Origin of the sequence: Rodentibacter myodis (genome assembly GCF_001999305.1) — a bacterium.
GTDB classification, from domain to species: Bacteria; Pseudomonadota; Gammaproteobacteria; order Enterobacterales; family Pasteurellaceae; genus Rodentibacter; species Rodentibacter myodis.
Genome location: NZ_MLHQ01000014.1, coordinates 14,127 through 26,789 on the forward strand (window position 1 = coordinate 14,127; position 12,663 = coordinate 26,789).

Annotated in this window: 9 protein-coding genes and 1 tRNA gene; 7 read left to right on the forward strand and 3 right to left on the reverse strand. The window is 42.1% G+C overall.

The window, feature by feature from the left end; all coding sequences use genetic code 11:
• Positions 1-376 precede the first annotated feature (376 nt).
• Together BKL49_RS06235 and rlmM are read left to right on the forward strand one after the other, a co-directional pair.
• The gene (locus BKL49_RS06235) at positions 377-1,270 is read left to right on the forward strand and encodes a transcriptional regulator GcvA (protein WP_077423755.1); all 894 of its coding nucleotides are present in this window, start codon (positions 377-379) and stop codon (positions 1,268-1,270) included.
• A complete protein-coding gene (gene rlmM / locus BKL49_RS06240; RefSeq protein ID WP_077423756.1) occupies positions 1,263-2,351 on the forward strand; it encodes a 23S rRNA (cytidine(2498)-2'-O)-methyltransferase RlmM in 1,089 nt (362 codons plus the stop codon). The genes BKL49_RS06235 and rlmM overlap by 8 nt, the downstream gene beginning before the upstream one ends.
• A gap of 89 nt (positions 2,352-2,440) precedes the next feature.
• On the opposite strand, the gene BKL49_RS06245 is transcribed toward rlmM, so the two are convergent.
• Positions 2,441-2,517, reverse strand: a tRNA-Met gene (locus tag BKL49_RS06245).
• Between the two features lie 192 nt (positions 2,518-2,709).
• Here BKL49_RS06245 and mltA point away from each other — a divergent pair.
• The 5 genes from mltA to metE all read left to right on the forward strand — a co-directional run bounded on the left by mltA (position 2,710) and on the right by metE (position 10,564).
• Positions 2,710-3,837 carry a murein transglycosylase A gene (mltA, locus tag BKL49_RS06250; RefSeq protein ID WP_143530822.1) on the forward strand — a complete coding sequence of 376 codons (1,128 nt, stop codon included), beginning with the start codon at positions 2,710-2,712 and terminating at the stop codon, positions 3,835-3,837.
• A complete protein-coding gene (tcdA, locus tag BKL49_RS06255) occupies positions 3,837-4,601 on the forward strand; it encodes a tRNA cyclic N6-threonylcarbamoyladenosine(37) synthase TcdA (protein ID WP_167367126.1) in 765 nt (254 codons plus the stop codon). Before mltA ends, tcdA begins: the two co-directional genes overlap by 1 nt.
• A gap of 123 nt (positions 4,602-4,724) precedes the next feature.
• Positions 4,725-5,654 carry a zinc ABC transporter substrate-binding protein ZnuA gene (gene znuA, locus BKL49_RS06260; RefSeq protein WP_077423757.1) on the forward strand — a complete coding sequence of 310 codons (930 nt, stop codon included), beginning with the start codon at positions 4,725-4,727 and terminating at the stop codon, positions 5,652-5,654.
• A gap of 299 nt (positions 5,655-5,953) precedes the next feature.
• Complete coding sequence (rlmKL, locus tag BKL49_RS06265; RefSeq protein ID WP_077423758.1) at positions 5,954-8,089, forward strand: bifunctional 23S rRNA (guanine(2069)-N(7))-methyltransferase RlmK/23S rRNA (guanine(2445)-N(2))-methyltransferase RlmL; 2,136 nt, start codon at positions 5,954-5,956, stop codon at positions 8,087-8,089.
• A gap of 201 nt (positions 8,090-8,290) precedes the next feature.
• Positions 8,291-10,564, forward strand: coding sequence for a 5-methyltetrahydropteroyltriglutamate--homocysteine S-methyltransferase (gene metE, locus BKL49_RS06270; protein WP_077423759.1), 2,274 nt, complete (start codon positions 8,291-8,293; stop codon positions 10,562-10,564).
• 264 nt (positions 10,565-10,828) lie between these two features.
• Here the strand turns inward: metE and BKL49_RS06275 are convergent, their stop codons facing one another.
• Positions 10,829-11,962 carry an anaerobic sulfatase maturase gene (locus BKL49_RS06275; RefSeq protein WP_077423760.1) on the reverse strand — a complete coding sequence of 378 codons (1,134 nt, stop codon included), beginning with the start codon at positions 11,960-11,962 and terminating at the stop codon, positions 10,829-10,831.
• Between the two features lie 5 nt (positions 11,963-11,967).
• Complete coding sequence (locus BKL49_RS06280) at positions 11,968-12,585, reverse strand: Crp/Fnr family transcriptional regulator (RefSeq protein ID WP_077423761.1); 618 nt, start codon at positions 12,583-12,585, stop codon at positions 11,968-11,970.
• Positions 12,586-12,663 lie beyond the last annotated feature (78 nt).

A 12,663-nucleotide genomic window follows, 5' to 3' on the forward strand; every position in this document is an offset into this window, starting at 1 on the left:
TCAAAAAAGCAGCGGTTATTTAAACTTTTTGAAGTTAAATAGGAAAACAGAAAGGGGATATGTTAAGATGCGCATCAAAAAAAACGCCACTCAAAAAGAGTAGCGTTTAACCAAGAGGTTTAAATTATACAGGAAGTAAACGAGTAACAATTTTATTACTCAAGTTCGGGCTTGCCGAACTATATGCAAACACAACATCATACTTAAGTTCGAAACTCATTAACTAGTAAAGAATTACCAATCGTTAAGTATGGGCGCATTGTAGGGAGTAGAGAGAGTAAGAACAAATGATGTTTTTTTATTTGATAGATTAAAAAAACTAATCTGAACAGAAACCTGCATATTATAGACAGAAAAATTATATTTTGGAAGAATTATGTATAAACGTTTGCCTCCCTTGAATTCACTGAAATCTTTTGAATCTGCGGCACGGCATTTGAGCTTTACCAAAGCAGCAGATGAACTTTTTGTTACGCAAGCGGCGGTGAGTCACCAGATAAAATTATTAGAAGATTTTTTAGGCGTTGAATTGTTTAAACGAAAAAATCGTTCTTTAGAATTAACTGAATTTGGCAAAATTTATTTTGCCGATGTAAATAAAATTCTACGTAAACTGAATGAAGCAACAGAGCGGCTGCTTGCCTTAAAAAATGATCCTTATTTGAGTATTAGCGTGCCACAAACCTTTGGTATTCAATGGTTGGTTCCTCATTTAAGTGAATTTAATCGCCTTCATCCCGAAATTGAAGTTCGCTTAAAAGGGGTCGATCAAGACGAAGGCTTGCTTAATAAAGAAATTGATCTTGCCATTTATTATGGCAAAGGAAATTGGCAAAATTTGCAGGTTGATCGTCTGGGGAAAGAGAGTTTGCTGATTTTGGCGTCGCCGGAATTATTGGCTAAAAATCCAATTCATCGCAAAGAAGATCTGAAACACCATACACTCATTCACACCCATACCCGTGATAATTGGCGTGCGATGGCGGATTATTTGGCGTTAGAGGAATTAAACATTCAGCAAGGCCCACTCTTTAGCCACACTTTTATGGCATTACAAGCGGCAATTCACGGACAAGGCATTGTACTTGCCAATCGCTTACTTGCCTTGCAAGAAATCGAACAGGGCGTATTGCAGGTGGTATTGGAAACAGATTTTCCCGATCCCAAATCCTTCTATGTTGTCAATCATCTCGATCGCCTTGATGATGTACAAATTCAGGCATTCCGCCATTGGATTATTGAATCAGTAAAAAAAGAAGAAAATGAATAAACTAGCATTATATTGTCGCCCCGGTTTTGAAAAAGAAGTTGCTGCAGAAATCACCGATCGTGCGGCAGGTTTGGGAGTATTTGGTTTTGCCCGTGTGCAAGAAAATTCGGGTTATGTGATTTTTGAATGTTACCAACCGAACGAGGCAGATCGCTTGGCTCGGGAGATTCCTTTTCATCAACTCATTTTCGCCCGCCAAATGTTGGTGGTGTCCGATTTATTGGAAAACTTAAATCCTGAGGATCGAATCAGCCCTATCATCTCAGCATTTGTTCAACTCTCAAAACAAGTAAACTTCAACCAATCCACAACACTTTTTGTTGAAACGGCGGATACCAACGAATCAAAATCACTTTCCACATTTTGTCGAAAACTTACCGTACCGCTACGCCAAGCCTTGAAAAAGCAGGGATGGCTTTCGGCAACGGCAACACAAAAGAGCGGTCAATTTTTGCATTGTTTTTTTGTAAAGTCGAACTGTTGCTATGTGGGATATTCTTACACGAATAATCATTCAGAGCATTTTATGGGCATTCCCCGCTTGAAATTTCCGGCTGAAGCACCAAGTCGTTCCACCTTAAAATTAGAAGAAGCGATTTTAACTTTCATTCCCCGCCAAGAAGAAAGTAAACGCCTAAATGAACAGATGACAGGCGTTGATTTAGGGGCTTGCCCCGGTGGTTGGACATACCAACTCGTCAGACGAGGTTTGTTTGTGTATGCGGTGGATCACGGCAAAATGGCAGAAAGTCTGCACGAGACAGGGCGAATAGAACATTGTGCTGAGGATGGATTTAAATTTCAGCCGCCAAAACGTAAGCGCATTGATTGGTTGGTGTGCGATATGGTAGAACAGCCGAGCCGCATTGCCGATTTGATCGGGAAATGGCTGGTTAATGGTTGGTGTCGGGAAACGATTTTCAACCTAAAATTACCGATGAAAAAACGTTATCAAGAGGTGATACAGTGCTTGGAAAGGTTGTCGGATAAATTGGTGAAAAATAATCTTCGTTTTGAAATTCAAGCAAAACATTTGTATCACGACAGAGAAGAAATTACCGTGCATATTGCCATTAAATAAAAAGAAAGGCATTTCCCCATTTAAGGAAAATGCCTTTTTCATACCTTACATAAAGAAAAAGCACCAATTAATATCGGTGCTTTAAAATCTGGTTGCGGGGGCCGGATTTGAACCGACGGCCTTCGGGTTATGAGCCCGACGAGCTACCAAGCTGCTCCACCCCGCGTCTGACGGCGGACAATATACCTGCTTAAAAAATTTTTGCAAGTCTTAAACAAAATTTTATTTTTTATTTGTTTTTTTAATAAACAAAACGCCTATAAATTGAACATTATCAGGAAATAGTGCTAGAGCTTTTGAATATTTTTTGATAGCGTATGCGCCCTTATGAATATCCGTTTTATTTAGGAATTGAAGAATGAAATTTCATCAACATTTCAGCGTTAAAATTTTTTCGGTGTTAGCTGCCACCTCGATTTTAGTTTCTTGTAGTGGTTCACCAAGTAAAGTTTCTTCAACTAAAGGAAATACCTCAATTCTTACGCCAACAGGGGATGACCCGCAAAAATTTGGCGCAAAATACAGTGGTCGAAGCTATCAACAAAGTATTCTATCGCCCGTTGCCCGTGTAGAAAATCAAAGTGCGGTCGTAAATCAGGGGGATTTTTTAACCCAGCTTTCTAATGTTAAAGCCTATTCAGGTCGGTTATCCGATCGTTTTTACGGCAACTATCAAAAAATTACCAATTGGGTACTTTCCGGTGCGAATGTGGATGAACTCTCGCAATACGGTATTTCTCCACAAATAATGAAAGGCTTTGACGGTTATCAAAACGTATTAATGACAGGCTATTATTCGCCGGTTATCCACGCCCGCCGTTCACCGCAAGGAAAATTCCAACATCCGATCTATGCAATGCCGACAAATAAACGTTTTTCCCGTGCGCAAATTTATGCAGGCGCATTGGCGGGACAAGGCTTGGAGCTGGCTTACAGTGATTCAATGCTTGATAACTTTTTGCTCGGTGTGCAAGGCAGTGGTTATGTGGATTTTGGTAACGGCAACCTAAACTATTTTGCCTATGCCGGACAAAATGGCTTTAAATATCAAGCGGTAGGGCGTTTACTGGTTGAAGACGGTGAAATTCCAAAAGAAAAAATGTCCATTCAAGCTATTCGTGATTGGGGGAAAGCAAATCCTTCCCGCGTGCAAGGATTGTTAGAACGAAATCCGTCTTATGTGTTCTTCAAAAATGATCCGAGCGGAAAAGTAAAAGGTTCTGCCGGTGTGCCGCTTGTACCAATGGCGGCGGTGGCGTCCGATCGCAATGTGATTCCGTCCGGTACGGTATTATTGGTTGAAGTACCGGATATTGATAATGACGGCAATTGGAAAGGCACACATAAATTACATCTTATGGTCGCACTTGACGTGGGCGGTGCGGTAAACGGTCACCATTTTGATTTATACCGTGGCATTGGCGATCAAGCAGGACATATTGCCGGTCTTTCAAAACATTATGGCCGTGTTTGGGTGTTGAATTAATGGCACGCGTGGATAACTATGAACAACGCTTTGGCGGTATCGGGCGGCTTTATACCCCCGAAGGCTTAAGCCGACTTCGCCAAGCACATATTTGTGTGGTGGGTATTGGCGGTGTGGGTTCGTGGGTGGTGGAAGCGCTAGCCCGTTCCGGGGTCGGGCAGATCACCTTGATTGATATGGACGATATTTGCGTGACCAATATTAATCGCCAACTTCCGGCGTTGAGTGGCAACATCGGCAAACTGAAAACAGAAGTGATGGCGGAGCGTGTGAAGTTGATTAATCCGGAATGTATCGTCAATATTATTGATGATTTTATCTCACCGGATAACCAAGCGGATTATCTCAACCGTGGTTACGATTACGTGATTGACGCGATTGATAACGTGAAAACCAAGGCTGCAATGATTGCTTATTGCAAACGTCATAAAATTAACATTATCACCGTTGGGGGAGCAGGCGGACAAACGGATCCGACTCAAATTCAAATTGCCGATTTAAGCAAAACCATTCAAGATCCGTTACTTGCCAAAGTGCGGTCGGTTTTGCGTAAGGATTTTAATTTCACCCAAAATCCACAACGTAAATTTGCGGTAGATGCCGTCTTTTCGACCCAACCTTTAATTTTCCCGAAAATGGGGGAAGGGTGTGAAATTTCCGCCACGATGAATTGTGCAAATGGATTTGGTGCGGCAACAATGATCACGGCAACTTTTGGATTTTTTGCCGTTTCCCGTGTAATTGATAAATTACTCAAAAAATAAGTTTTTTTACGAAGGCAGCGAAAGTTGCCTTTCTTTTTGCATAAAGTGGTTGCAATTTGCCTTAAAAAGCGTAGGCTTATGCGCCTATTTGAGAATCATTATTAATAAATAAAAGGAGAACAAATGAAAACAACATTAAAAATTAGCGCAATTTCAACCGCACTTTTAACGCTTCCGATGATTTCAAATGCCGATGTGCTGGTTTCCGTTAAACCACTTGGCTTTATCGCTTCCTCCATCGCAAATGGTGTCACCGACACACAAGTGCTTGTTCCTGCCGGTGCGTCTCCGCACGATTACAGTTTAAAATTATCCGATATTCAAAAAGTAAAATCGGCGGATTTAGTGCTATGGGTGGGGGAAGATATTGATTCGTTTTTAAGTAAACCGATTCAGCAAGTTGATCCGCAAAAAGTGATTACCATTGCCGAACTTGAAGGGATTGAGCCTTTGCTCTCTAAGGCACATCACGATCATTCGCACGAAGAAAAGGAAGATCATCAGGCACATCATTACGATCATCAACACAAAGCACTATCAACCAACTGGCATATTTGGTATTCACCGGCGATAAGCCAAATGGTGGCACAAAAAGTGGCAGATAAACTCACGATCCAATTTCCCGATAAAAAAGAGCGTATCGCCAAAAACCTTGCGCAGTTTAACCGCACTTTGGCACAACAAAGCGACAAAATTAAAGCCCAACTCGCCCCTTTCGCCAATAAAGGCTTTTTTGTCTTTCACGATGCTTATGGCTATTTCAATGATGCCTACGGCTTAACGCAAACCGGTTATTTCACCATTAACCCCTTAGTCGCACCGGGGGCGAAAACCATTGCCCATATTAAAGAAGAAATCGAAGAACATCGTGTAAATTGCCTGTTTGCCGAGCCTCAATTCACCCCGAAAGTCATCGACTCCCTCGCTCAAAGTACAAAAGTGAATGTGGGGCGTTTAGATCCAATGGGCGATAGCGTGCAACTCGGCGAAAATGCCTATGTGAATTTCTTACAAGCCACAGCGGACAGTTATACGCAGTGTTTGAGTAAGTGATTTGTTTTTGGAATAACTTACTTTTTACTGCGTTATTATGTAGTAAATGCACAAAGAGAAAATAACGTGATTGGTAGGGACGCTATGCTGGCGTCCATGATCTTAACCTATTGAAATTATTTGTATATTTACTTTGGACGCCAGCGTGGCGTCCCTACTTTCCCTTTATTGTGTAATGGCTAAATGTAAGGAAATAATGACACTAAATGCAAGCGTAGAGCAGTAAAAGTAACCCACATCAGTGAAAAACAAATTTATGTTATAATCCGCCCCAATTTTTCCCTACCGAGAACCTTCCAATGAAACAATTATTCGCCACTACATCCCGTGGTTTTGAAGAAATGCTCAAAGTTGAACTAACCGAACTGGGTGCAATGGATACAAAAGTTGTACAAGGCGGTGTGCATTTTCAGGCAGATGATGAAACTCTTTACCGCACCTTGCTTTGGTCGCGTTTGGCTTCACGTATTTTGTTGCCTTTAATTGAAACCAAAATTTACAGTGATCTGGATCTTTATGCCGCCGTGTCAGGTTTTAATTGGTTGGCACAATTTGATGAACGCGTGACTTTTTTTGTGGATTTCAACGGCACGAATCAAGAAATTCGCCATACCCAATTTGGCGCAATGCGGGTGAAAGACGGTATTGTGGATCATTTTGAACGCAAGGGAAAAGCCCGTCCAAACGTTGATAAAATGCAGCCGGATGTGCGTGTTCACGCCTATTTGAATCGTGAAACATTAATCATTTCCTTAGATTTGAGTGGCGAAGCCCTACATATTCGGGGGTATCGTGAAGATACCGGTCAAGCACCATTGCGTGAAACTTTGGCGACTGCCATTGTGTTACGTTCCGGCTGGCAACAAGGCACGCCATTGGTGGATCCAATGTGCGGTTCAGGTACATTGCTCATTGAGGCGGCACAAATGGAAGCCAATATTGCACCACAGTTACATCGGCTACATTGGGGCTTTGATTTTTGGAAAGGGCATAATCAAACCGCTTGGGAAAAAGTGAAAGAAGAAGCTATTGTGCGTGCAGAAGAAAAACAAGGTGAAATTCAACCGCACTTTTATGGTTTCGATCTTGATCGCCGTGTTCTGAAAAAAGCCCAACGTAATGCCCAAAATGCAGGTGTTGCGCATTTAATCAAATGGCAACAAGGTGATGTTGCCGCATTGCAAAATCCAAGCCCGAATGAAACGGGAACCGTGATTTGCAATCCCCCTTATGGCGAACGTTTAGGCACAACGCCGGCGTTGATTGCGCTTTATTCTGTCTTTGGACAACGATTGAAAAAAGCATTTGGTGGGTGGAATGCCTCTATTTTCAGCAGTGAATCAACCTTGCTTGACTGCCTACGAATGCGTGCCGCCCGCCAATTCAAAGCGAAAAACGGGCCGCTTGATTGCGTACAGAAAAATTATCAAATTTCGGATCGCCAGCGCGAGGAAAGTGTGGTCGAAAACGCTCTTGAATTTAACCGCACTTTAGCGGTGGCAGTGGATTTTGCCAACCGTTTACAAAAAAATATCAAGAAAATTGAAAAATGGGCGAAACAACAAGGCTTGGATGCGTATCGTCTATATGATGCGGATCTGCCGGAATATAATCTTGCCGTAGATCGTTACGCCGATCATATTGTTGTACAGGAATACGCCGCACCGAAAAATATCGATGAAAACAAAGCCCGCCAACGTTTATTGGATGCCGTGACGGCAACATTGCAAGTAACAGGCGTAGAAACCAACAAGTTGATTTTAAAAGTTCGTCAAAAACAAAAAGGAACGAATCAATACGAAAAACTAGCCAATAAGGGCGAGTATTTCTATGTCAATGAGTACGGAGCGCAACTTTGGGTGAATTTAACGGATTATTTGGACACGGGGTTGTTTTTAGATCACCGTCTTACCCGCAAAATGATAGGCGAATTGGCGAAAGGGAAAGATTTCTTGAATTTGTTTGCTTACACCGGTTCTGCCACGGTTCACGCGGCACTCGGCGGGGCAAAATCAACCACTACCGTGGATATGTCGAACACCTACCTCAACTGGGCAGAGCAAAATCTGATTTTGAATGACTTGGAAGGGAAACAGCATAAACTCATTCAAGCGGATTGCTTACAATGGCTGGAAAAATGTGATCGCCAATTTGATTTAATTTTTGTCGATCCACCGACTTTCTCCAATTCCAAACGAATGGAAGATAGTTGGGATGTACAGCGGGATCACATAAAATTACTACGAAATTTAAAACGCATTTTGCGAACCGATGGAACAATCATCTTTTCCAATAATAAAAGGGGATTCAAAATGGATTTCACCGCTTTGGAAGAACTCGGACTAAGTGCGGTCGAAATTTCCCATAAAACTTTACCTTTGGACTTTGAACGAAATAAACAGATTCATAATTGTTGGGTTATTAAGGGAAAATAGTGGAGCGATAAGCTATTGCACAATAAGTTTTCTTACTTTTTTCGTTTTTTTCAGCAGATTGCACTAAAGATATATTTAAAATATTCATAATTAAGTTGAAATTTATGAATTTGCATAATGTTTTCTGTTCTTGCATTATTTTGGTGTGGCGCTTAGTTCAGTCACTAAGTTGGCTCAAATAACAAAATAGCAGGAGCATATATGACAACATTACATACTTTAGGTTTCCCTCGTATAGGAGCAAAACGTGAATTAAAATTTGCGCAAGAACGTTACTGGCGTGAAGAATTAGCCGAACAGGATTTACTTGATTTAGCAAAAGCATTGCGTGAGAAAAACTGGCAACATCAGTCAGAAGCTAATGTGGATTTTGTAACGGTAGGGGATTTTACGTTTTACGATCATATTTTAGATCTCCAAGTGGCAACCGGTGCGATACCGGCTCGTTTTGGCTTTGATAGCCAAAATCTGACACTTGATCAATATTTCCAATTAGCTCGTGGTAATAAAGAACAGTTTGCGATTGAAATGACCAAATGGTTTGATACCAACTATCACTATCTCGTACCGGAATTTCAGAAAAATACCGAATTTAAGGCGAATCCGGCGCATTATGTGAATCAAATTCGTGAAGCGAAAGCTGCCGGACATCAAGTTAAGCCGGTAATTGTCGGTCCACTAACGTTTTTATGGTTAGGTAAGGAAAAGGGAGAGGCATTTGATAGATTTGATTTGCTCAATCAACTTGTGCCGGTTTATTTCGAGATTTTAACGGCATTAGCCTCTGAAGGTGTGGAATGGATCCAAATTGATGAACCTGCATTAGCATTAGATTTACCGCAAGAATGGCTTGCCGCTTATCAGGAGGTCTATACCCAGTTATCCAAAGTTAATGCAAAACTATTATTGGGAACTTATTTTGGTTCGGTGGCAGAACACGCTGCGTTATTAAAAGCGTTGCCGGTAGATGGTTTACATCTTGATCTAGTGCGTGCGCCGGAACAACTTGATGCGTTTGAGGATTATCCAAAAGTGCTTTCTGCCGGTGTGATTGATGGGCGTAATATTTGGCGTGCAAATCTAAACTGTGTATTGGATGTATTAGAGCCTTTAAAAGCGAAATTTAATCAGCGTCTATGGATTGCACCGAGTTGTTCGCTGTTGCATACGCCTTATGATTTAGCGGTAGAAACGCAACTACAACAAAATAATCCTGAGTTATATAGTTGGTTAGCGTTTACCTTACAAAAAGTAGATGAGTTACAGGTTTTAAAACAGGCACTAAATGCGGGGCGAGAACCGGTCGCAGAGCAACTAAATGAAAGCCAAAAAGCGGCAGACTCACGAGCAAATAGCAAAGTAATTCATAAAGCGGAAGTAGCACAACGTTTGGCAAATTTACCGGAGAATGCGGATAAGCGTCAATCACCGTTTACAGAGCGAATTAAGTTGCAAAATAAATGGCTGAATCTACCGCTGCTTCCGACAACCAATATCGGTTCATTTCCGCAAACACTTGAAGTTCGTCACGCCCGTGCCGCATTCAAAAAAGGCGAGTTATCTCTTGCAGATTATGAAGCGGCGATGAAAAAAGAAATTGAATTTGTTGTGCGTAAGCAAGAGGAACTGGATTTAGATGTGCTGGTTCACGGCGAAGCGGAACGTAATGATATGGTGGAATATTTTGGTGAGTTACTTGACGGTTTTGCTTTCACGAAATTTGGTTGGGTGCAAAGCTATGGTTCGCGTTGTGTAAAACCACCGATTATTTATGGTGATGTGACTCGCCCTGAGCCAATGACAGTGCGTTGGTCGCAATATGCTCAAAGCCTGACTGATAAAGTAATGAAGGGAATGTTAACCGGTCCGGTGACGATTTTACAATGGTCGTTTGTGCGTAACGATATTTCTCGTTCTACGGTATGTAAGCAAATTGGCGTGGCGCTTTCCGATGAAGTGTTGGATCTGGAAAAAGCCGGTATTAAAGTGATTCAGATCGATGAACCGGCGATTCGGGAAGGCTTACCGCTTAAACGTGCGGATTGGGACGCTTATTTACAGTGGGCGGGCGAAGCATTCCGTTTAAGTTATATGGGGGTAAAAGACGATACTCAGATCCATACGCATATGTGCTATTCGGAATTTAATGATATTTTACCGGCGATTGCGGGGCTTGATGCGGATGTGATCACGATTGAAACGTCGCGCTCGGATATGGAATTACTCACGGCATTTGCCGATTTCAAATATCCGAATGATATCGGTCCGGGTGTTTATGATATTCATAGCCCTCGAGTACCGACAGCTGATGAAATTGAGCATTTATTACGTAAAGCATTGAAGGTAATTCCGAAAGAACGTTTATGGGTGAATCCGGATTGCGGCTTAAAAACGCGTGGTTGGAAAGAAACTATCGAACAATTACAAGTAATGGTTCAGGTAGCGAAAAAACTACGAGCGGAGTTAGCCCAATAGCTACACAAAAATAACTTTTGATTAGGGGAGAACGTAGATTGGCATGTTCGCTAGTCTACGTTTTTTCCTTTATTAAAGTATAGGATTTATCAAGATAAATAGCGAATTTAGGTATAACAAATGGTTAAATTTGCAGAGTTTTGAAATGTCCAAGACAGGAATTTTGCTGTATAGGGAGGCCGTACAGGTATCTTCAATATCACTCCCAATTGATATTATTCGGTATTTAAGATATGAGCATCAGTAAGGCATCTTACGATGATGTTAAAATGCACCTTGAATTTGTTGCCGCATTGCTTGCATATAAGGGGCAGTTTGGCGGAAAAAATAACGGTATGAGGGGCAGAGGTAATTGTGTTTGTGGGCTTCTGCGTCCACAGTGATAATTCGGTGTTTCGGGCAGCCGCCGTGGCAGAGGGGTTTAAATTCACAGTGGCGGCAAAGTGCGGTTAATTTGGTGGCTTTATTTTCACCAAATTGCCGTTGTTGTGCAGAAATGACCATTTCGGGTAACGGGTTGTGATTGAGGTTGCCAAGGCGGTATTCAGGCGAGACAAAATGGTCGCAGGCGTAGATATCGCCGTTGGCTTCTACCACCAGCGATTTTCCGCAAGTAGGTTGATGTACGCAGTTAGCAGAGGGGTAGCCTAAATATTGTCCGAGCAGATGATCAAAGGTGAGGACAAAGATTTTCCCTCTGTCTTGTTTGTACCATTCTTGGAAGACATCAAATAGAAATTCACCATAGCCGGTTGGTGAGACGGAAAAGGGGGTAACTTGTCCGTTGCAGGTGGTTTCAACAATGGGAATAAACTGCATAAAGGTTGAGTCGAGGGCTTTTAAGGCAAGATAGGTTTGCTTGCCTTTGTGCTGATTTTGGTCATTGACCACGGTGAGGGTGTTAAAATCAACTTCATATTGCTTTAATAACTCAATTGCCCGAACCACTTTTTCAAAGGTGGGGTTGCCGTTGGTGGAAAGTCGGTAGCGATTATGCACGGCGGCTAGCCCGTCAATAGAAAGCCCGATCAGAAAATGATGTTGTTTGAAAAATGCCGCCCATTGTTGGTTGAGGGCAATGCCGTTGGTTTGGAAGGCATTAGTAATGCGTTTGCCGTTTGAAAATTTTTGTTGAAAACGTACCGCTTGTTGGAAAAAATCTAAGCCGAGTAAAGTCGGTTCGCCGCCCTGCCACATAAATTCAACGCTCTCGCTGTCGTGGGCGTTGATATACTGTTGAATGTAATTTTTTAGCGTGTCAATGGACATAAAGGGGGCTTGTTTGCCGAATTGGGCGGATTTCCCCAAATAAAAGCAGTATTCACATTGGATATTGCAATGAAAGCTGCCGGGTTTTGCCATTAAATGAAAATACGGTTTGGGCGCGAAAAATGACATTGGCTTTATTCTCGGTTAGCGGTTTTTTGAGGCGGTTTGGCGGCACTCAATCGGTCGGCAAATAGCCCTTTTTGTTTGAGATCTTTGGCAATACGGATAGCGGTTTCCGTTTCGCAGCCGGCATATTCGGCAATTTCACGGTAAGTCCAATTATAGTAGGGAAATTGGCCGGTTAAAAAATACAGGCTATCGATCACCCGATCTAAGGTGCGTAGATAGGCACTTTTTGCCAACCGTTGTTCGGCATCACGCAATTCATCGGCAAGGGTTTGTAGCAGGAATTGGCTCATTCGGTTATTTTCACGGAAGAATTGATGAATATCGTCAGGTTTGATTTGCAATAATTCCGCTTCCATCAAGACTTTTGCATTGCAGTGATAATGGTTATCCCCTAGCCCAAATAGGGTGCGAAAACCAAAATAATCGCCTTGAGAATAGAGGCGAACCAAGCTCTCTTTACCGTTATCTAGGGTGTGATAAAGCCCGATAAGCCCTTGTTTTATATAATAGAATTCCGTTGCGGTTTCACCTTGCTGATATACGGTCATTCCTTTGACGAGCGGTTGCAAATGCGTGAGTTGGCAATGGCTGAGATCGGTGGGTTGAATTGGGCTGTAGTGCATAATCTTTTATTGTTTATCGTTATTGAAAGTGCGGTTAAAAAAGACGGGTTTTGTTTATAAAACCCGTCATATAGGCGG

Bases quoted from the DNA above. Each gene is read 5' to 3' on its own strand.
- tcdA (WP_167367126.1), top strand. From the start codon at position 3,837: ATGGCACGCGTGGATAACTATGAACAACGCTTTGGCGGTATCGGGCGG.
- znuA (WP_077423757.1), top strand. From the start codon at position 4,725: ATGAAAACAACATTAAAAATTAGCGCAATTTCAACCGCACTTTTAACG.
- BKL49_RS06235 (WP_077423755.1), top strand. From the start codon at position 377: ATGTATAAACGTTTGCCTCCCTTGAATTCACTGAAATCTTTTGAATCT.
- BKL49_RS06275 (WP_077423760.1), bottom strand. From the start codon at position 11,962: ATGTCATTTTTCGCGCCCAAACCGTATTTTCATTTAATGGCAAAACCC.
- rlmM (WP_077423756.1), top strand. From the start codon at position 1,263: ATGAATAAACTAGCATTATATTGTCGCCCCGGTTTTGAAAAAGAAGTT.
- BKL49_RS06280 (WP_077423761.1), bottom strand. From the start codon at position 12,585: ATGCACTACAGCCCAATTCAACCCACCGATCTCAGCCATTGCCAACTC.
- rlmKL (WP_077423758.1), top strand. From the start codon at position 5,954: ATGAAACAATTATTCGCCACTACATCCCGTGGTTTTGAAGAAATGCTC.
- mltA (WP_143530822.1), top strand. From the start codon at position 2,710: ATGAAATTTCATCAACATTTCAGCGTTAAAATTTTTTCGGTGTTAGCT.
- metE (WP_077423759.1), top strand. From the start codon at position 8,291: ATGACAACATTACATACTTTAGGTTTCCCTCGTATAGGAGCAAAACGT.